The 19061-nt window shown below is 66.9% G+C and carries 21 protein-coding genes; 10 read left to right on the plus strand and 11 right to left on the minus strand.

Translation table 11 applies throughout. From position 1 onward, the window contains the following. Window positions 1-18: 18 nt before the first annotated feature. Window positions 19-1401 (minus strand): allantoinase, encoded by a 1383-nt coding sequence (locus tag EPN29_12035; protein ID TAN31925.1) that lies wholly within the window; start codon window positions 1399-1401, stop codon window positions 19-21. Next, the gene (gene pyrE, locus EPN29_12040) at window positions 1394-2158 is read right to left on the minus strand and encodes an orotate phosphoribosyltransferase (GenBank protein TAN31926.1); all 765 of its coding nucleotides are present in this window, start codon (window positions 2156-2158) and stop codon (window positions 1394-1396) included. Before pyrE ends, EPN29_12035 begins: the two co-directional genes overlap by 8 nt. On the opposite strand from pyrE, the gene EPN29_12045 reads away from it, so the two are divergent. The 3 genes from EPN29_12045 to EPN29_12055 are packed head-to-tail and all read left to right on the plus strand — an operon-like array spanning window position 1964 to window position 5850. Then, complete coding sequence (locus tag EPN29_12045; protein TAN31927.1) at window positions 1964-2254, plus strand: DUF503 domain-containing protein; 291 nt, start codon at window positions 1964-1966, stop codon at window positions 2252-2254. The genes pyrE and EPN29_12045 overlap by 195 nt on opposite strands. After that, window positions 2251-4677, plus strand: a complete 2427-nt coding sequence (locus EPN29_12050; GenBank protein TAN31928.1) for a DEAD/DEAH box helicase — start codon at window positions 2251-2253, stop codon at window positions 4675-4677. Before EPN29_12045 ends, EPN29_12050 begins: the two co-directional genes overlap by 4 nt. A gap of 12 nt (window positions 4678-4689) precedes the next feature. Then, window positions 4690-5850 (plus strand): NAD-dependent epimerase/dehydratase family protein, encoded by a 1161-nt coding sequence (locus tag EPN29_12055; protein TAN31929.1) that lies wholly within the window; start codon window positions 4690-4692, stop codon window positions 5848-5850. On the opposite strand, the gene EPN29_12060 is transcribed toward EPN29_12055, so the two are convergent. Next, complete coding sequence (locus EPN29_12060) at window positions 5822-6709, minus strand: glucose 1-dehydrogenase (protein TAN31930.1); 888 nt, start codon at window positions 6707-6709, stop codon at window positions 5822-5824. The two genes, EPN29_12055 and EPN29_12060, sit on opposite strands and share 29 nt — an antisense overlap. Here EPN29_12060 and EPN29_12065 point away from each other — a divergent pair. Further along, window positions 6675-7127, plus strand: coding sequence for a hypothetical protein (locus EPN29_12065; GenBank protein TAN31931.1), 453 nt, complete (start codon window positions 6675-6677; stop codon window positions 7125-7127). The two genes, EPN29_12060 and EPN29_12065, sit on opposite strands and share 35 nt — an antisense overlap. Here EPN29_12065 and EPN29_12070 read toward each other — a convergent pair. The 3 genes from EPN29_12070 to EPN29_12080 are packed head-to-tail and all read right to left on the minus strand — an operon-like array spanning window position 7124 to window position 8868. Next, a complete protein-coding gene (locus EPN29_12070; GenBank protein ID TAN31932.1) occupies window positions 7124-8212 on the minus strand; it encodes a hypothetical protein in 1089 nt (362 codons plus the stop codon). The genes EPN29_12065 and EPN29_12070 overlap by 4 nt on opposite strands. A gap of 51 nt (window positions 8213-8263) precedes the next feature. Continuing rightward, entirely contained in the window at window positions 8264-8458 is a 195-nt protein-coding gene (locus tag EPN29_12075; protein ID TAN31933.1) for a hypothetical protein, read from the minus strand. 44 nt (window positions 8459-8502) lie between these two features. Beyond that, entirely contained in the window at window positions 8503-8868 is a 366-nt protein-coding gene (locus EPN29_12080) for a MerR family transcriptional regulator (GenBank protein TAN31934.1), read from the minus strand. A 174-nt stretch (window positions 8869-9042) separates the two neighbouring features. On the opposite strand from EPN29_12080, the gene EPN29_12085 reads away from it, so the two are divergent. From EPN29_12085 to EPN29_12095, 3 genes are read left to right on the plus strand one after another with little or no spacing between them, the layout of a single operon-like run. Then, on the plus strand, window positions 9043-9609 hold the full coding sequence (locus EPN29_12085; protein ID TAN31935.1) for a hypothetical protein: 567 nt from the start codon (window positions 9043-9045) through the stop codon (window positions 9607-9609). Window positions 9610-9644: 35 nt separating this feature from the next. After that, window positions 9645-10421: a hypothetical protein gene (locus tag EPN29_12090; GenBank protein ID TAN32011.1), complete on the plus strand. Its 777-nt coding sequence runs from the start codon at window positions 9645-9647 to the stop codon at window positions 10419-10421. Between the two features lie 5 nt (window positions 10422-10426). After that, complete coding sequence (locus tag EPN29_12095) at window positions 10427-11950, plus strand: acyl-CoA carboxylase subunit beta (protein TAN31936.1); 1524 nt, start codon at window positions 10427-10429, stop codon at window positions 11948-11950. Between the two features lie 16 nt (window positions 11951-11966). Here the strand turns inward: EPN29_12095 and EPN29_12100 are convergent, their stop codons facing one another. Further along, the gene (locus tag EPN29_12100; GenBank protein ID TAN31937.1) at window positions 11967-12947 is read right to left on the minus strand and encodes a hemolysin III family protein; all 981 of its coding nucleotides are present in this window, start codon (window positions 12945-12947) and stop codon (window positions 11967-11969) included. Window positions 12948-13031: 84 nt separating this feature from the next. Between EPN29_12100 and EPN29_12105 the strand changes: the two genes are divergently transcribed. Continuing rightward, window positions 13032-13277, plus strand: a complete 246-nt coding sequence (locus tag EPN29_12105) for a hypothetical protein (GenBank protein ID TAN31938.1) — start codon at window positions 13032-13034, stop codon at window positions 13275-13277. Between the two features lie 128 nt (window positions 13278-13405). On the opposite strand, the gene EPN29_12110 is transcribed toward EPN29_12105, so the two are convergent. Then, window positions 13406-14143, minus strand: a complete 738-nt coding sequence (locus EPN29_12110) for a methyltransferase domain-containing protein (GenBank protein ID TAN31939.1) — start codon at window positions 14141-14143, stop codon at window positions 13406-13408. 100 nt (window positions 14144-14243) lie between these two features. Between EPN29_12110 and EPN29_12115 the strand changes: the two genes are divergently transcribed. Then, window positions 14244-15023, plus strand: coding sequence for a GNAT family N-acetyltransferase (locus EPN29_12115; GenBank protein TAN31940.1), 780 nt, complete (start codon window positions 14244-14246; stop codon window positions 15021-15023). Between the two features lie 54 nt (window positions 15024-15077). Continuing rightward, window positions 15078-15818, plus strand: coding sequence for a class I SAM-dependent methyltransferase (locus EPN29_12120; GenBank protein ID TAN31941.1), 741 nt, complete (start codon window positions 15078-15080; stop codon window positions 15816-15818). A 657-nt stretch (window positions 15819-16475) separates the two neighbouring features. Here the strand turns inward: EPN29_12120 and EPN29_12125 are convergent. The 3 genes from EPN29_12125 to EPN29_12135 form a co-directional block, all read right to left on the minus strand. Beyond that, window positions 16476-17519, minus strand: a complete 1044-nt coding sequence (locus EPN29_12125; GenBank protein TAN31942.1) for a hypothetical protein — start codon at window positions 17517-17519, stop codon at window positions 16476-16478. A 65-nt stretch (window positions 17520-17584) separates the two neighbouring features. After that, the gene (locus EPN29_12130) at window positions 17585-18175 is read right to left on the minus strand and encodes a hypothetical protein (GenBank protein TAN31943.1); all 591 of its coding nucleotides are present in this window, start codon (window positions 18173-18175) and stop codon (window positions 17585-17587) included. Continuing rightward, on the minus strand, window positions 18153-19049 hold the full coding sequence (locus EPN29_12135; protein ID TAN31944.1) for a hypothetical protein: 897 nt from the start codon (window positions 19047-19049) through the stop codon (window positions 18153-18155). Before EPN29_12135 ends, EPN29_12130 begins: the two co-directional genes overlap by 23 nt. Window positions 19050-19061: the final 12 nt, after the last annotated feature.

Consider the following 19061-nt stretch of genomic DNA (forward strand, 5'->3'; position numbering starts at 1 on the left):
AGAGCCTGCCGGGAGCCGTCAGCGGCTGCGGCGCGCGGGCCTCACCATGCGACCCGCGGCGCGGCCGACCCTGCGACCGTCCCGCGCCACCGCCACGCCCCGCACGTACACGTCCTTGATCGCGAAGCTGAACTCTTTGCCGTCCAGGGCCCCGTGTCGCTGGCGCGAGCGCATCTGCGCCGGGCGCACCACCGTCTTGCGCCTGGGGTCGACGATCGCCAGGTCGGCGTCGTATCCGGGCGCGATCGCGCCCTTGCTCTCGCCCAGGCCGGCGAGAGCCGCCGGCCCTTCGCAGATCCAGCGAGGGGCGAGCCACACGTCGCCGAGTTGCTTCGCCAGCTCGAGACAGCTCACGTACAGGGTCTGGACGCCCGGGCTGCCGGCCGGCGCCGCGTCGAGCGTCCGCGCCTTCTCCTCATCGGTATGCGGTGCGTGGTCGGTGCCGATGATGCCGATGACCCCTTTCGACGCCGCCTCCACGAGGGCGGCGCGATCCGCGGCGGTGCGGATGGGAGGGAACACCTTCATCGCCGTGCCGAGCCGGCCGTAGTCCTGATCCGACAACCACAGGTACTGCGGGCAGGTCTCCAGGCTCAGCGGGCTGCCGGCCCTGATCGCGTCCTCGGCCGCGCTCAACCCCAGCGCACTCGACAGGTGGGCGACATGCAGGCGCACGCCGGCTTCCTTCGCGATGGCGGCCGCGGCCGAGATCGCCACCGCCTCGGCGTCGGGCGGGCGCGAATCGAGCACGTCCGCATACGTCGCCAGCGGCCGCCGAAAGGCGGCCAGGATGGTCGGATCCTCCGCGTGGATCACCAGCGGCAGGCCGAGCCGGGCCACCTCCGGCGCCAGACGCGCCAGCGTTCCGTAGTCGGGAGGCGCCTCCAGGTCCGGATCGCCGCCGTCGGGCGAGTAGAGCACCTGCTTGCGGCTGAGGCTGAACGCATAGCCGAGGTACGCCTTGAAGCCCGTTGCGCCCGCGGCCGCCAGGCTCTCCAGCTGGTCCGGCGTCGAGCTCGAGCGGATCAGGCCCCAGAGGCCGAAATCGACCCGAGCCTTGGGGCGGGCGAGGGCCGCTTTCGACTCGAGCACGCCGGCGGCATCGACGGCCGGCACGGTGTTGGGCATGTCGATCACGGTGGTCACGCCGCCCGCGGCGGCGGCTGCGGTCAGCGTGCCGAAATCCTCTTTCTCCGGGAATCCCGGATCGCGGCTGTGGACGTGGACGTCGATCGCCCCCGGCAGCACGTACATCCCGCGCACGTCCACGACGGTCGCACCGGCGCCCGCCGGGAGGCCGGCCTCGACGCTCGTGATCACGCCGCCCGTGACATGCACGTCCACCTCGCGTGGACCCTCAGGCGTGTAGACCGTGCCCCCCTTGATCAGGAGGTCAGTCAAGTTCCAGGTCCTGGATTCGGAACAGGGGCGAGTAAGGGATGCCGGCGCCGCCGATGTTCTCCTCGCCGCCCTCGCCCCGGTCGAGGACGACGACCAGGTGGATGACTTCGACACCGGCGTCACGCAGAACCTGCGCCGACCGCAGCGAATCGCCACCGGTCGTGACCACGTCTTCGATGACCGTGACCTTCTGGCCCGGTGCGAAACGTCCTTCGATCTGCTTGGAGGTCCCGTACCCCTTGGGTTCCTTGCGGACGAGAACCAGCGGGAGGCCCGTCTCCATCGAGACCGCACCCCCGAGCAGCACGGCGCCGAGCTCTGGCGCCGCGAGCAGCTGCGTTTCCTTGGGCACCAGGGCGCCGAGATGCCGGCCGAGCCGGCGAAGCAGCACGGGATCGGTCTCGAACAGGAACTTGTCGAAGTAGCGATTCGAGCGCTTCCCCGACCGAAGAACGAAATCGCCCTTCAGATAGGAGGCCTTGACCAGGTCGCGCCCGAGCTCGCCCAACTCGGATGCTCCCGCCTTCACGAAACGTAATCTAGCCGATGGATGTCCTCCCCCTTGACCATCGGCCTGCTGCGCGTCGTCCTGCACCTGCCCGAAAGCGGGTCGCTCAAGTCGAAGCGCCAGATCGTGAGCGGCCTGCTCCGGCGACTGCGCCAGGAGCTGAAGGTCGCCGCCGCCGAGGTGGGCGAGCTCGACCGCTGGCAGCTCGCGGAGCTGGCCGTCGCCACGGTGAGCGGCGACGGCCGTCACGCTGATGAGGTGCTGGCGGCGTCGTTGTCCTACATCGAGTCGCACAGTGACGGCGCTCGCATCACCAACGTCTCCACCGAACTGATCCGGCTGTGAAAACCGTCGATTCGCTGGTCGATGAGTTCGAGGCCGGCCTGCCTTTCAAGCTCGACGGTTTCCAACGTGAGGCCATCGACAAGCTGGACCTTGGTCGCGGCGGCGTGCTGGTCAGCGCGCCGACTTCGAGCGGCAAGACGATCGTCGCGGAGTATGCGATCTTTCGCGCCCTGACAGACGGCTCGAAGGTCCTCTACACGACCCCGCTGAAAGCCCTCAGCAACCAGAAATACCACGACTTCGTCCGCGCGTACGGCGAATCGATGGTGGGACTGGTGACGGGCGAGAACACCATCAACGACGAGGCGCCGGTGGTGGTGATGACGACCGAGATCCTTCGCAACCTCATCTACGAGGACCCCAAGCGGCTCGACCTCGTCCGTTACGTCGTCCTCGACGAGGTCCACTACATCGACGACTTCCCGCGCGGTTCGGTCTGGGAGGAGATCGTCATCCAGGCGCCATCGACCCTCAAGCTCGTCGGGCTCTCCGCCACCATCGGCAACTACCAGGAGATCGCGGACTGGATGGCGGAGAACCGCGGCGGCATGGAGACCGTCTTCCACGACGTGCGCCCGGTCGAGCTGAAGATGTGGCTCGCCATCAACAACCGGTTCCTCCCCCTGTTCAAAGAGGACGGCGGCATCGACCAGCGAACCTGGAGCAAGGCCGCACAGGAAGAGGAAGCGTCCTATCGCATCGGGGGTTACCGCGGGCTGCCCTCGAACGATCTGCTGCACGTGATCGAAGGGCTGCGCGGCCTCGACATGCTGCCCGCGATCTACTTCATCTTCTCGCGGCGCGGCTGCCGCGAAGCCCTCCAGCGCTGCTCGTACCACGAGCTGGACCTGACGACGGCGGCCGAGAAGGAGGCGATCGACCGCGTCGCGGCCGAGCGGCTCCAGAGACTCAAGGACCACGACGAGGAGGCGCTGTTCCGGCGCATGGTCGACGCTCGCCTGCTCCGGCGGGGAATGGCCGAGCACCATGCGGGCCTGTTGCCCTACCACAAGGAGATGGTCGAGGAGCTTTTTCAGCGCGGCCTGATCAAGGTGGTGTTCGCGACCGAGACGCTGTCGCTCGGCATCAACATGCCGGCCCGCGGCGTCGTCGTCTCCTCGTTCACCAAATTCGACGGCGTCAGCTTCTCCAACCTGACGACCGGTGAGCTCACACAGCTGATGGGACGAGCCGGCCGGCGTGGCATCGACGTCATCGGCCACGGCGTGATCCTCAAGGAGTCCGACGTCGAGGTGGGCACGATCTACGAGGTCGCCATGGGGCCGACCCTGGTCGTCGAGTCGAAATTCCTGCCGAGCTACAACATGGCGCTGAACCTCCTGCGCGTGTACACGCCCGAGGCGGCGGAGGCCTTGATGCAGCGCTCGTTCGGGCAGTTCCAGAAGCGGCTCGCGGCCGAGCAGACGAAGGAACGGCTGGTCAACGTGCGCTCACGCCTGGCGGACATCCGGCAGATGTGGGGCGAGCGCGAGGTCTCGATCGAGGATGTGGCCCAGTACTTCAAGCTCGAGGACCGGCGTCGCGCGATCCGGATCGAACTCAGGCGCCTGCGCCGCGAGGCCGGGGCCGAGCGCAGGGGGCGTCGCGGTCATGTCGGACGGCACACGCGCGCCCTCGGCTCGGCCGGCCGACTGGTGCAGCGGCTCGAGGTCGAGGCGAAGGGATTGCTGGAGCGCCAGCGGAAGCTCAAGGTGGTCCGCTCGCCGCGGTTTGGCGAGCTGCTGCAGAAGTACGGCGAGATCCGCGCCCTGCAGAAGGAGCTCGAGGGAGGCGAGCGCGAGGTGACGGGCCAGATGGATGAATACGCGCGCAAGCTCCGCCGCCTGTGCAAGATCCTCACTGAGGCCGGATTCCTGGCCCAGGACCGGCCCACCGACAAGGGCCTGTTCGCCTCGCGCGTCTACGGTGACAACACGCTGCTGGTCGCGGAGGCGGTGTGGCAGGGTTGGCTGGAAGGCCTCACCCCGGAAGAGCTCTGTGCCGTGCTGGTCATGCTCGCCGCCGAGGACCGCAACGGCCCGCGCCATCGACGCGGCGAGCCCAGCGGCCAGGCTCGCGCGCCTCGCCGCTATCCGACGCCCGCCGTCGCGCAGACCGCGAGGCTGTTCCGCTCCCTGTACTTCCGTTTCGCCGACATGGAGTCCGATCTCGACGAGCCGAACCTGCGACCGCCTTCGCACGATTACATCGATTTCGCCTTCCGCTGGTCCTCGGGCGAGCCGCTGGACCAGATCCCCCTCCCCGCCGGCGTGGACATCGGCGACGCCGTCAAAGCGATGAAGAGCCTGTACTCGCTGGTGCGCCAGCTGGAGTGGGCGCTTCGCCAGGCCAAGTCCCCCCTGGCCGGCACCGTCTCGCGCGCCGTGGCGCAGATGGAACGCGACGTGATCAAGCGCACCTAGCGCACCGGTTGGATGGCGCGAAGTGCCCGGGCTAGACTGGGCGCCGACGTGAGGTCCAAGAAGCGCCGCGTCCTCGTCACCGGCGTCGCCCGCTGGTGGGGCGCGCTGGTCGTGCAGCGACTCGTCGAGGATCCCGACGTCGCCGAGGTCATCGGCATCGACACCCGCGAGCCCCGTTATGACCTGGGCCGCGCCGACTACCTGAAGCTCGACATCCGGCACTCTCTCATCGGCAAGCTGGTGCGCTCGGTCGGGATCGACACCGTCGTGCACACGCTGACACGCATCGATTCCTTCGACATGGATCCGCGCCGCGCGCACGAGACGAACGTCATCGGCACGCTCAACCTGCTCGCGGGCTGCGCCGGCGAAGGGAGCCCGGTCCGGCGCTTCGTGCTCAAGTCGTCGGGCCACGTCTACGGCTCGCGTTTCGATCTGCCGGCGGCGCTGCGCGAAGACCACCGCCTCGACAGCGGCTCGCGCCACCAGTTCGTTCGTGACATCGTCGAGGTCGAGTCGTATGTGAGCGACTTCGCGGTTCGCAACCCGAGCATCGCCATCCTGGTGCTGCGGTTCAGCAACAGCCTCAATCCGCAGGAACCCCAACCCCTGGCGCGGTATCTCGACCTCGAGGTGGTGCCGACGGTCGCCGGCTACGACCCGGCGCTGCAGCTCATCCACCGCGACGACTGCATCGAAGCCATGGCACTCGCCGCCAAGCGCGGCCCGGCGGGCGCCTACAACATCGCCCCGCCGGGAGCCGAGACCTTGTCCAAGCTGCTCGACTCCGCCGGCAAGCTGCATGCACCGCTGCTGCCGCCCTTCGGGCTGGAGCTGGCCGCCTTCGCCTTCCGCCGCGCCGGCCTCGGGTTTCTCTCACCGCAGCTGCTGGACCTGCTCCGGTGGGGGCGTTCGCTCTCGACCGCCAAGGCGGCTCGCGAGCTGGGCTTCCGCGCCGCCCGTGACACATGTGCCGCCTTCGAGGACTTCGTCCAGCAGCGCCGCGTCCTGCGCTTCGAGCCGGACCGTCACGCCTACCAGTACGAGAAGGAGCTCGAGGACTTCATCCACAGCCGCCAGATGGCGGCCGAAAGCGGCGACGGCGAAGGCAACGGCGCCGCGGTGACGGCGCCGGAACCGGGGTCTAAGGCTCCCCGCCCCCGCCGTCGATGACGATGACCTCTCCGTTGATGTAGCTGGCGGCATCGGAGACCAGGAAAACCACCGCCCCGGCGATCTCCTCCGGCGTGCCGATGCGGCCCATCGGATTCGCGCTCAGGACACGCTCCAGGATCGCCTCGTTGGCCCACAGCGCCTCGGCGAAGCGCGTCCTGACCAGGCCGGGCGCAACCGCGTTGACGCGGACCTTGCCGCCCAGCTCGCGCGCGAGCTGGCGGGTGAGCATGATCACGCCCGCCTTGGTGATGTTGTAGACGCCCAGGCCCAGGCCCGGCCGCAAGCCGCCGACGCTCGCGACATTGACCACGTTGCCGCCGTGCGCTTCCATCGACGCCTCATAGACGAGCTTGGTGAGAATGAAGACACCGCGCAGGTTGACCTCGAACGTCTTGTCCCAGGCCGCCAGCTCGGCGTTGAGCACCGGACCGAAGTACGGGTTGGTGGCGGCGTTGTTGACCAGGATGTCGATGCGGGAGAACCGCTCCATCACGGCTTTGACCAGCCGCTCGAGCTCGTCCGGCCTGCCGTTGTGAGCCGCGATGGCGGTCGCCCTTTGCGGGTAAAGCGAGTTGATCCGCTCGGCCTGTTCGTCGAGGTCGGCCTGCTTGCGGCTCGAGATGACCACCTGCGCGCCCTGCTCCGCCAGCGCACGCGCGATCGCGCTGCCGATTCCGCGGCTCGCCCCGGTCACCAGCGCGACACGACCCTCGAGGTCGAAGCGTGAGGTCTGACCCTTGGCCGCGTCCGGCGCGCGCCCGGCCGCGCGCCCGGCGTCGAATCGGGACCCTGCGGACACGGCTGATAGGATAGGCCGAGCAGTGGCGACGATCTCGGGGAAGGCGGCCGAGGACATCCTCGAGCGGATCTTTCAACCGGCGACCAAGCCAAGCGCGCGAGACCAGGCCGAGGAGACGCTGCGCCATCCCAAGCGCCTCGTCTACGTCGCCATGTCGAACAAGGTCTTCTACTGGCGGGCCCACATCCAGAAGTTCGTGCTGGATTCCGGGATGGTGCCTGTGAGCCCCTTCATGCTCTTCGACTACTACCTCATGCACACCGTGTCCAAGGACGTGGTGCGTGAGGCCATGAACAACCTGCTGGCTCGCTGCGATGAGGTGTGGGTCTTCGGCCGGATCTCGCTCGGAGTCAAGGTGCAGGTCGGGATCGCGAAGCGAATGAACAAACCGGTGCGCTACTTCGACATCGGCGACCTGCCCGTGGCCGTGATGCCGATCAGCGAGGAGACGGCGCAGGAGGAGCTGAAGGACTAGCGGGGAAAGACGACGCGCCGCAGCCAGCGGTCCGGCGCCGCCAGCTCGTCCAGGTGGGGCATCTGCTCCGGGGCGGTCCACACGCGATTGAGGACCCTCAGCCCATGCCGGTCGTACACCGCCTTGCAGAACGCTTCTCCCCGCCGGTACTGCTGCAGCTTCAGGTCCAGGCCGGTCAGCTTCCAGGTCAGGATTGCCAAAGCGCTCCTGCCGGTGCTCCGCGCGCGGTAGGCCCGCTCGAGCCGCTCGAAGCCCGGCAGCAGCCTGCGACCGAGCTCGTTCATCACCAGGTTGCTGTATCCCTCGACGACCGACATCGTGCCCTGCACCTGTCTCATCACCCGCCATTGGGCAGGCAGGACGCCGGCAAAGGCCGCGATCCGGGCCACCGGCGCCTCCTTGCCGGTCACGGAATCGAGCAGCACCCTCATCGCCTGCTCCATGTGCGGCCGCAGCCAGAGATGCGCCGCGAACTGCCACGCATGCGTCATCTCATGGAGGATCAGCCACCGCTCAAGGTCCGGTCCGGGCAGCTCCGCCCCGCGCCCCCACTCCTCGACGTTCGTCTCGACCAGGTAGAGGCCCTCGCCGCCGAGGGGCTCCGCCCCCAGCAGCTGCGGGTCGTACTGGCCGAGGACCCGCCGGCCGAGAAAGGCGAGCATGAACGCCACGTAATGGTCGACGCCGGCGCGTCCGGCCTCGACGATCAGCGAGCTCGGCACGCGCCCGGCCTCGAGGACGGGGTCGACCACGCGGCGAAGGATGCCCAGGTTGAGATCGAGCCAGCCCGCCCGATCCAGGGCTTCGAACCGCGGGAGCCCGGCGCCCTTGGGCAGGCCGCCGACGAAGTCCAGCAGAGGGCCTTCCAGCTCGGCCGCCATGGCGCGGTAGCCCTTGGCCGCCGCGGCCAGCGTCGCGGCGTCGACCGCCGACACCGCAAGCCGCGCTCGGGCGGCACTGCGCACCCGATCCCAGTCGACCAGCACGGTGCTGCCGCCACGCGGCCTGACGGCCTCGGCGACGGCCGCGGTCGCGAGTCCCGCCAGGACCCCGTAGACGGCGGCTCTGCGGGCCGAGCGCCTCATGCCTTCACAGTAGAGAGAAGGCCGCGACGCGCGGGTTCTAGCTGTGCGGCGCTAGTAGATGTAAGGCCAGCTGCGGTTGCGCTTGAAGACGACCTTGCAGCCTTCGCACCGGAACACGATCTGCAGGTGCCGCCTCCCGATCGCCGCGGCGTCGCGGCCGCACACGGGGCAGGACGCGGTTTCGTCCTGGAATGGGCTGGGCAGCGGGTCGACCTTGATCTCCAAGCGCCTTCTTTTCTTTGACATCTGCTTATTCGTTGCCTTCCATCAACCCGTTTCCGGGCTGTTACTTAGACGTCGAGCAGGGACACGTCGAGGTTCTTGAGCCCTTCGGGTGGGTCGACTCCGGCGTTTTGCAACCGCTTCAGCAGCGCCAGGATGAAGCGGACGCCCGCGAGGTTGACGCCGTGCTTCCTCGTGAGCGTTTGGATCGCCTGCAGCTTCATCACGTCTCGACGCGAGTAGCGCCGGCGATTGGTCACCGTCCGCTTGGGATGGATCATGTCCAAGTGCTCGTACATCATCAGAGTGCGCGGGTGCGTCTCCAGGATCTCGGACGCCACGCTGAGGGTGAAGATGGGCTTGTCCAGATCGATGCCCGCTTCGTGAGAAGCCACGGTTGAAGCCGCGACAGGATCGCGCTGCTTGACCTTCATATGCTTCTCGACGGGCCGGATTATATCGTTTGAACGATTGTCATCCTAACTTTGGGTTACAGGGGCGGTTGCAGGTTGTTTCAATTCTGAAGCCAGTTAACACTCCCTGCAAAGTATTTTTGTTAAGGCGTATGAGCCACCTGACTACACGCGAGGCGCTTCCCGCGCCTCCATATAGTTACCGGCGTGCCCGGACTCGCCAGCCTCCTGCTCGTCAGCGCTTCGGTCGGCCTCAGCAACTTTGCGGGGGCGATCGGCATCGGGTTGAGCGGGATCGACGCGCGGACCCGCATCCGGGTCGGCGTCGCCTTCGGTCTGTTCGAGGCGACAATGCCGATCCTCGGCCTGCTCCTGGGTCAAGCGGTGGCCGGCTTCTTCGGCCACTACGCGAAGTACGCCGGGGGCGCCATCCTGATCCTCACCGGCCTGTACACGATCTGGCAGGGCCGCCACACGGTCGCCGCGGAGCCACCATCCCGGGATCTGGGCACCCATCGCCTGATCGTCACCGCGCTCGCGCTGAGCATCGACAATCTCGCCGTCGGCTTTGCCCTCGCCATCTATCACATCCAGATCGTCCTGGCCGCGGCGACGATGGGCGTGGTCAGCGTCGGCATGTCGCTGGTCGGGCTTGAGCTCGGCAACCGGCTCGGCGCCCGCGTGGAAGCGTGGAGCGAAGAGTTGAGCGGGGCGGTGCTCATCGCCGTCGGCGCCGCCGTCGCGGCCGGGCTGCTGGGCTAGCGACCTACGATATCGACGTGACTGAGAGCCCCGCCCTGGACCAGGTAGCGCTCGCGGTGGACAGTCACGTCGTCACGCTCACCCTCAACCGCCCCGAGCAGCGCAACCCGCTGTCGGCGGCCATGCTCCGCGAGCTCGTGACGGCATTTCGATGGTGCCAGGGGGAGCCGGAGGTGCGGGTCGTGGTCGTCACGGGTGCGGGCGACCGTGCCTTCTGTGCCGGCGCCGACCTCACCAGTTTCGAGGCCGATGCCTCGGAGCTGGAGCGCCATCGCGGCCGCGACCTGTTCGTCGAGCTGTTCGCTCTGATGGCCAGCCTCGGCAAGCCGATCGTCGGCCGGATCAACGGCCATGCGCTCGCCGGCGGGCTGGGCCTCGCCGGCTCGTGCGATCTGCTGGTCGCGGTCGACACCGCCACCTTCGGCACGCCGGAGGTCAACGTGGGCGTCTGGCCGATGATGATCCAGGCGGTCCTAGCCCGAAACCTCCCGCGCAAGACGCTCCTGGAGATGATGATGCTGGGCGACCGCTGGACGGCGACGCAGATGCAGTCGCTGGGCCTGGTCAACCGGGTCGTGACGCACGACCAGCTGGACAGCGCGGTTCGAGAGATCACCGAGAAGCTGGCCCGGAAGTCGCCGGCGGTGATGCGGCTCGGCCGCGATTCGTTCTACCGTCAGCAGGACATGGAGTTCCACGCCGCCCTCGATTACCTGCAGGGCCAGCTGACGCTGGTGACGCTGACCGAAGACTCGAAAGAAGGGATCAAGGCCTTCTTCGAGAAGCGCGAGCCGGACTTCAAGGGGCGGTGACCCGGATGGGCGATACGCGGCATCGCGAGCTGCGCGAGCGGGCGCTCAAGGGCGGGACGCGCTACCTGCCCAAGCTGCGCGCGCAGCACAAGCTGACCGCCCGCGAGCGGCTCGACCTGCTGCTGGACAGGGACTCGTTCGTCGAGGACGGGCTCTACGCCAACGTCCTGGCGGAGGAGCTGCCCGCGGACGGCGTGGTGACCGGCCTCGGTACCATCGACGGCCGTCAGGTCACGGTCATGGCCAACGATCCGACCGTGAAGGCCGGGAGCTGGGGCGCGCGCACGGTCGAAAAGATCGTGCGCATCCAGGAGACCGCCGCCCGGCTCCGCGTGCCGCTGTTCTATCTCGTCGACTCGGCCGGCGCCCGGATCACCGACCAGATCGACATGTTTCCGGGGCGCCGTCACGCCGGGCGCATCTTCTTCAACGAGGTCCAACTGTCGGGCCTCGTGCCGCAGATCTGCCTGCTCTTCGGCCCTTCGGCCGCCGGCGGCGCCTACATCCCAGCGTTCTGTGACGTGGTCGTCATGGTCGAGGGCAACGCTTCGATGTATCTCGGCTCGCCCCGCATGGTCGAGGTCGTGGTGGGTGAGAAGGTGACCCTGGAGGAGCTGGGCGGAGCGCGCATGCACTGCACCGACAGTGGATGCGGCGACGTGCTCGTCGCCGACGACAAGGAGGCGATCGACTTCGCCCGTGCCTATCTCAGGTTCATGCCGCAGCACTCGGGTGAGAAGCCGGCGGCCTGCACGGCAAGAGCGGCGCTGGCGGGGTCGAAACCGATCGAGGAGCTGATCCCCGCCGAGGCCAATCGCGGCTACGACATGCGCAAGGTGATCAACGCCATCGTCGACGAGGGCAGCTGGCTGGAGATGAAGAAGCTCTTCGCCAAAGAGCTGCTCACCGGCTTCGCGCGCCTCGACGGCCACGCCGTCGGCATCCTGGCCAACCAGCCGATGCAGAAGGGCGGAGTGCTCTTCAACGACTCGGCCGACAAGGCCGCGCGCTTCATCCTGCTCTGCGACGCGTTCGAGATCCCGCTCCTCTTCATGGCCGACGTCCCCGGTTTCATGATCGGCACCGACGTCGAGCGCCGGGGCATCATCCGCCACGGCGCGAAGATGATCAGCGCGGTCTCCGAGGCGACCGTGCCCAAGATCTCGGTGATCGTGCGCAAGGCGTACGGCGCGGGTCTTTACGCGATGGCCGGCCCCGCGTTTGATTCCGACTGCGTCATCGCGCTGCCGTCGGCGCAGATCGCGGTCATGGGCCCCGAGCCCGCCGTCAACGCCGTCTTCTACAACAAGCTGGCCGAGCTTCCGGAGGCGGAGCGGGCCGCGCACCGCAAGCAGCTCGAGGACGAGTACCGCCAGGACGTCGACCTCTACAAGCTGGCCGCCAACCTCATCGTCGACGACGTCGTCGAGCCGGAGCAGCTGCGCGGCGCGCTGATCGCCCGCTTCAAGGCGTACTCGACCCGGGTGTCAGCCCGGCCGGAGCGCAAGCACGGAGTCCCGCCCGTTTAGAGGCGCCGGAAAAGCGCTAGGCCCGGTGAAAGGGGACGGCGTAGTGCACCACGATCACGTAGAAGGTCACGCTGGCGGTGATCACCGCCAGGTGGAACAGCTCGTGGTAGCCGAACACTCGCGGCCATAGGCGCGGCTTCTTGAACGCATAGGCCGCGGCACCCAGCGAGTACTGCAGGCCACCGAGGGCCATGAGCAGCGCCGCCACCCAACCCAGCGCGGCGGTCAGCGGGACCAGCACGATGACGGCCAGCCAGCCCATCGCGAGGTAAAGCGAAGCCAGGAGCAGCCGCGGGATGCGCAGGAATGGCGCCGCGCCCACCACGCCGGCGGCGGCGCAGGTCCAGATCGCGGCCAGCGCCGCGGCGCGCCACCAGCCCCTCATGACGTTGAAGACCAGGGGCGTGTAGGTCGCGGCGATGCAAACGAAGATCGTGGCGTGGTCCGCCCGGCGCAGCCAGTCCTTCACCCTGGGCGGCCAGTTGAAGACGTGGTACGTCGCGCTGACCGCGAACAGGAGCACCAGGCCCGCCCCGTACACCGCCATGGAGACGAGCTTGGCGGCGTCATGGCGGGTGATGACGATCAAAGCCACCAGGCCGGCCACCGCGACCAGTGCCGCGGCGGCGTGGGACCATCCTCGCATCAACGGCTTGGCCGGCTGCTGCAGCTTCATGACACGTTGCATCGTACTGGTCAGATCAAGCGCGACGCCGCCAACCCGACCGCCAGCGCGACCACTCCCCAGGAGAAAGCTCGCAGGGCCTGCTCCAGCGGTCGAAGCAAGGTTGACTCGTCGACGGCCACTTCCGAGCCGTCGCTCATGGTCATGGTGCCCCTCACCGACCGGCTGCGCCGGCGCACCAGCCGGGCGGGCGTGCTGAGCATCCGCTGGCCGTACGAGAGCGCGTAGGCGCCGCCGGCAGCCGCCACGGCGCCGATTGACACTCGCCCGGTCTGCGCGAAGTAGGCGGTCAGCACCGGGAACGCGCCCCATGAGACGGCGAACCAGAAGTCTCCATGCAGCCGCCCGCCCAGCAGCTCGAGGCTGTAGGCGAAGACGAACACGACGCCGGCGGCAATGAACGGCACCAGCCCCAGGCCGGCAACCGGCACGCCCGCGATGCCGAGGCCGACGGCGCCGGCGAGCCCGATGGCGGCGGCCGTCCACAGGACGGCGCTCGGGATCTCGGTCCGCAGCGGACGGCCCTTCAGCTCATCCAGCGCATGGGCGGAGATGCCGACCGCCAGGAAGAAGGCCAGCAGTGTGGCGGCCAGGCGCACGGCGCTCACCGACGGCGCGAGGCTCGCGCCGATGACGACGTAGGACAGGTGCCAGAGCGTGTAGGGCGGGTGGAGCACCGCCCAGGCGTCCCGGCGCCGGCCGCGCGTGCGAGCGGCGTAGAAGGCGGGAGCCAGGGGCTCCGACGGCTGGGTGCTGGCAGAAGGCACTCTCTACCGCTTGGTGCCCCACATCACGACGCCGCCGCCGAGACTCATGACGCGGCACCCTACGTCCTCCATCCCCGCCGACCGCCAGGCTTCGACGAGTCGCGTCAGGGGCACGCGGCGGTAGTGCGCCTGGATGTTGGGGCCGAGAAATCGACCGACGCGCCACCAGGCCGGGCCGCCGAACAGCCAGCCGGCGACGGGCAGCAGCGATCGCGTGTAGAGCCACCAGGCCGCCCGCCACACCATGTGAGGCGGGACGAAGAAATCGAGGCTGGCCATGACGCCACCAGGTCGGAGGACGCGCGCGAGCTCGGCGACGGTCGCCTGAGGGTCGGCGACATAGCGCAACAGGTACGTGAAGCTGACGGCGTCAAACGCCTCAGCCGCGAAACCAAGCTCCTCCGCCCGGCCGGCCTGGAGCCGGATGCGCCCGGCCCTGCCCGCCGCGCGCACGCGCTCGCGGCCTCTCTCGAGCATCGCCTCACTGAGATCGACTCCGATGACCTCCGCCTCGGTTTCCCCGGCCAGCGCGAGAGCCACGGCGGCGGTGCCGGTGGCGACGTCGAGGATCTTTCCCGGCCGACTCGACGCGATGCGTTTCACCAGCTCTCGGCGCCAGCGCGCGTTCTGGCCGAACGACAAGACCTCGGCCAGCAGGTCGTAGCGCCGGGGCAGGCCCTCGAACAGACCGACCGCGAAATCGTTCTCGGCAGCCGCAGACGGCGAACCTGCGCGCCTCACTCGGACTCCAGGGTACGGTTTCGCCGCCCTTGTTGGCCCACACTAGCGGAATGTTGGGCGGATACGGTCGGCACCTCGGCAACCGGGCCCGCAGGCACCGATGACGCTCGGTCCTGAACAGGATTCCGAGCGTCTCGTGGCCTGGCAGGCGGACGCGCTCGAGGCCCATCGTGCCGACACCGAGCTGCTTTCCATCGGCCCGTTTCGAGCCCTCCTGTCCACCGCCGGAGAGCCCAGCGGCTGGGTGACGCTCGTGGATGGCGAGATCACGCAGGCGGAGACTGCCAAGGGCGTCTCGAAGCTACGGGCCACGTTCAAGAAGCGCGGGGCGGCTCTGGAGATCGAGTACAACGAGGCGGCCTTTCCGCAGGTCGGGCCCTGGCTGGAGGCGGCGGGCCTCAAGGTGGAGGAGCGGAACCCGCTGATGTCATGCCGGCCAGCTCGTTTCAAGCCCTTCGCGGCGCCGGACGTCGTCCTCACCCGGCTCACGCCGACCTCGAAGCCCGCCGAGCTGCAGGCCTTCCAGACGATGAGATGGACCAGTGGGGGCGACAGCGATCGACCAGCGCCGCCCGTGGAACGGCTGCAACAGGAGCTGGCCGTCTCGAGCAGCGTCTTTCTGCTCGCATGGCTCGACTGGGAGCCCGCCGGCACGGGGGTGTCGCATGCGCTCAAGGGCGCCGCGGAGGTCGTCGGCGTCGCCACCCGAGCGGACGTGAGGCGGCGAGGAGTGGCCGCGACCGTCACCTCCGAGCTGGTGTCACGGCATTTCGCCGCGGGAGGGGACTTCGTCTTCCTCGACGCCGCCAACGAAGGGGCCGCGAGGGTCTACGAGCGGCTGGGGTTCACGAGGTTCGGCGCCAAGCTCGCCTACCGCTGATCCCGACCCGCCGGGGGGCCGCCGATCTCCCGCCCGCTATCGTTGACGTTCACGGTGGGCGCTCGCTTCAAACAGCCGAAAGATGCGGCTCAGCAACGGCCGGCCGGCATGGCCGGCAAGCTGCCGCCGATCATCCTCAAGGAGGTCTACGAGCAACGGTTCGACGCGGCCGACCGGGCCGCCAAGGAGGCCATCTGGCGCGAGCTCGGGGCGTTCCTGCAGCGTTACATCGACCCGGGCGCGCGCGTGGTGGACATCGCCTGCGATCTTGGCTATTTCATCCGCAACATCAAAGCCGCGGATCGGTGGGCCACGGACATCCGCGACGTCGAGGGAGCGCTACCAAAAGCTGTGCACTTCGTGCGCGCCAGCGGGCTGGATCTCGCCGAAGTCATGCCCAACGATCATTTCGACCTCGCCTTTTTCAGCAACTACCTCGAGCACCTGCCGTCGACAGAAGCGGTGCTGCAGCAGCTTCGCGTCACCTTTTCGCTGCTGAAGCCCGGCGGTCGTGTGCTCATCCTGCAGCCGAACATCCGGCTGATCGGCGGCGCCTACTGGGATTTCATCGACCATCAGACCGCGCTCACGGAAAAAAGCCTGGCCGAGGCCGCGACCATGGCCGGGTTCAAGACCAAGCAGGTGATCGCCCGCTTTCTTCCGTACACGACCAAGAGCCGGATACCTCAGCACCCGATGCTGGTGCGAGCGTACCTCGCGTTCCCGCCGGCGTGGTGGGTGCTGGGCAAGCAAACCCTGTACCTGGGTGAGAAGCCGCTGCCGACGTCAGCGTGAAGTCCGCCGTCATCGACGAATCAGCGGCTCGTGGCAGCGGGTCTGATGGTGCACCCAGCCTTCCACAATAAGAACCTTTTAGCAATTCTTAACTGGGGCGAGATCAGCCTGGCCGCAACTCACGCGAAGGTCCGCCGCGACGGATATCGATCTACCGCCCACCCTGGCCTCGCAGGAACGAGCGGCTCGAAGTAGCAGAGCAGTATCCGCACGCAAGCGCCAAGCCGGCTGACTGCCGACCATGAACCCCGACCCTAGGAGGTCTTGGAGAATCGCCCATCGCGCGCGAACGCCCCCAACCTCGTCTACGCCTCGTTGACTGCCCTGGCATTGGTCTCCCCCGGACGGACAGCTGCCAGCGCAGATGGCGGCTGCTGCCATTGGCGTCGGGTTCGCCACGCTGGCAGCGGGCATCGTAGTGTCCTCGGCTTATCCGTCCGACTCCTCCAAGGCCCGCTGAACCCAAATTTGCCGGTCCTTGGTGTCCTGACATGACCTTCTGGAGCCTCCCAGTGCCGGGATCTTGTGACCCGGCTTGACCCGGCGAAGGTCACATCGGCGGAGCAACTAAATGCTTGCGACCTCTTTCCGCTTGTTGGGAATCAACTCCTTGCGGCTTTCACGTGTTGGGCTGGGAGGCTCCCGAACCACAAACCATCACCCTGAAGCGCGCAGTTCCATCAGCCGATCGCCGGCTATGACCCAAGCCCCATTGGCGTCCGCCGCTATCAATCGCGCGTCTCCGGCCGGTAGGCTCGTCTGGGCCCGCTCCACCTCGGTTGCAGTATCAAATAGGCTCACACGGCCCGCACCGTCGCCATAGACCTGGTCGACGACCCATAACTGTGCCGACACCATCGCCAGGTCACTCGCCGATTTTGATCCGAAGGGATTTACATCAACCGTCGGGGCCGCTCGGTACACCCCGCCGCGACCAGGATCGTTGATCATGAAAAAGACGCCACGCTCGTCGCAGGCGATGCTCGTCCCTCCCGCGCTCAAAACACTTGACACCTGTGTCGTGGCACCCGTTTCAATCGAGACACGCGATACCACCGTTCTGGACGAATCCTCGATGGTTGCTACGTAGATCCCATTGGTGCATACCGCGAGGACGTTACCGGTGAAACCCGGGTTCGATGCTGTCTGGCCAGGCAAGTCTGTGATCCGAGTCACCCGACCCCCTTGGAGCCGCAGCAACGTCGTCGGTACCGCGCCTATTCCGCCTGCCACCACCCAGGCGGTGTCTTTGTCGGCGGCGAGCGCCTGAGGTTGGCCGACTACATACGTAAACAACACCTGTCCGGTCGCGGCATCCGACTGAACAACTGTATCGGCGTCGGCAAGACTGACAGTGTGGTCACCAGAACCGCCGGCGACCCAAAGGAATGATCCGCTGACGGCGAGGCCTACAGGATCTCCCGCGGTGCTAAAGCTCGACCGATGCGTCCCATTCGTAACGTCGAACCGGAGAATGCTGCCGACCGCGGGCGTGCCGCCGAGATAAGGCGCCGCCGCTGGACTCGCGACCCAGACCTCCCCGGCACCTACGGCCAGACCAGTGACCTGTGTCGACGCCGCTATCGGGAGCATCCGAACGACATGGACTACACCGTTAAGACCGGGAGATGGGGAGGACGTCGTCGCGGTGGGAGAAGACGTGCAAGCGACGAGGAACACCACAGACAGTGGAACGGCCACGGCCATTTGATGGGAGACCCGGTGGACCCCCACAGCCCACCGGGTCAGCCCAATTGCGGTAGCGATCAAGAAAACCTATTTACCCGGAGATCAAAGTGGAATGCGCGACCAGAAGGCGAGACGAGCTCGACGCTACTGCCTTCCACCGCCACAATCGACAAAGGACCATCGGCACTCTCATCGGTGAATGTTCCTATCACCGTGTCGGTGAAGGTGGTGCCATCCGGGGACGGAGTCTGAAGGTGGACGATTATGCCGGGCGTCCCTGGAGCAGCACTGATGCTGCCAGTGGAACCGGCCCACACGACGTACCACGTAGAACCTTCTCCGCTGACGGGGCCCTGCCATGAGTTAACCACGAGAAACTCGCTCGCCGAAACCGGGCCTTGCCTTACATCGAGGATGCCCTGCTGGCGCGATGCTCGTTGGTTAGTCTGCGGGCCGAGCTTCTGGATCTTCGGAGCGCGTGGACCGGCGACCGCAGCAGCTCGCTCCTTCGCTTGCTGCTGCATGAACGCGCTCTTCAGCGACGAATCTCCGTTTGACGCCGCTGATACAACCGAAATCATTGTCGCTGCGCCCACTAGAAGTGCAACCAGCCCGACGAAAAGACGTACCTTCATATCAATCACCTCAAGAGGCCACGTGTATTTCAAGAGAGAAGTACATATAGGTCGACCAACTTTGAGCATTTCCTAGCGCGGTCCAGGCTTGGGAGGCTGTGAACGTCCCAGTGTTGAGGTCGTATTCGTCCAGCGGACCCTCAAAGAACATGTACTTCCAGAGCTTGATCTGGCCCCATTGATTAGCCTGGGCCTGAATGTAGATTTCGGGAGCTGCCAGGGCGGGAGCTGCTCCGTAACTAACGTACCAAACGTCGTCCTGGGTCCAACCGTTGTTGCAACCGCCGTTCGTGTGTGTGGTCTGAGGACAACCGTCTGCGGATCCGTAATCCTCATATGCGGGCCCACCGGCTGACGTGTAGGCGTCCACCCATGATTTCGTCGCCGAATATGTGTCCCACGAGGGCTCCATGTCATTCGCACCGTCAACGTTTACCTGGCTTTGGTAGTTGTTGCTGCTGACCCAATTCTTGACCGTGTTTGCGACCCCCGCCCATGCCGATCCACCGGCCGAATCGATGTGATAGGCGGAGTTATTGGTGCCGATCCCAATCGTGACCACTGACGTGAAATCACTCCCCGTGCAGTAGTAATAGCCGAGGGCAAAGTTCTCGGCGAGGCTTTCGATTGTGGCGTATGACACGAATGCATTGCTGCCCGTGAGGTAAGTCCCGTTGTTGTAGTAGGCCTGACCACCGAAGTCCAGGATGACTTCGCTGTTCACATTGCCTGCGTTGCGGTCAGCGTTGCCCTGGTTGCAGCCGAGGTTATAGAGCGTCGTGGTATTTGTCGTTCTGACGTAGAAAGACCAATCGGTTGGCGGCTGGCTTTGGGCTGCCGCACCGGAAATCCCGGTCTGAGCCAAACTCAAAATAGCCACGACAATCAGCGTCAGGCCGAGAAGCATGTGTTTAGCGCT

This window comes from bacterium (assembly GCA_004299235.1).
In the GTDB taxonomy this organism is placed as follows: Bacteria; Chloroflexota; Dormibacteria; order Dormibacterales; family Dormibacteraceae; genus SCQL01.